This window comes from Nonomuraea rosea (genome assembly GCF_039539705.1).
Lineage (GTDB): Bacteria > Actinomycetota > Actinomycetes > Streptosporangiales > Streptosporangiaceae > Nonomuraea > Nonomuraea rosea.
The window spans coordinates 1-378 of sequence record NZ_BAABDQ010000133.1 but is presented as its reverse complement, the minus strand read 5'-3'; the positions used below and the strand labels follow the sequence as shown (position 1 = coordinate 378).

At 58.7% G+C, this 378-nt stretch carries 1 protein-coding gene; it reads right to left on the bottom strand.

The genetic code is table 11. The features are described 5' to 3' along the window. The coding region (locus ABEA43_RS67740; RefSeq protein ID WP_345581563.1) for a hypothetical protein at positions 1-270 on the bottom strand (270 nt) is incomplete at its 3' end. Positions 271-378: the final 108 nt, after the last annotated feature.

Here is a 378-nt window from a genome sequence, read left to right as displayed (position 1 = left end):
GGGCTCTAGGACCAGGTACGCGCTCAACCGCTGGACCAGGACATCGAGTTCTTCCTTGGCCTGGGCACAGTGTTGCAGGGCGTCCATCAGGGCTGCGCTCGTTCCAATTTCCTCCGCCTTTTCAGGCGTGTTTTCGAGGGCCGATAGCGCTGTGGTGATCCGGTTCAGACGCTTGGAGAAGATCGCAAGTGTTGCCTCTGCGTCTGCTCGTCGTGCGGCCTTGATGCCCTCCTTGGCTGCGGCCTTGGGTGCGCCGTCTTGTGTGGGCATGGATACCTCGTTGGTGGGTTGACCTACGGATGGGCGTTGAGTAACATCATTTTGTACCTGGCAATGCCGCATCGCGTTGGCGTTGTTGTGGTGGTATCAGCAACTCTA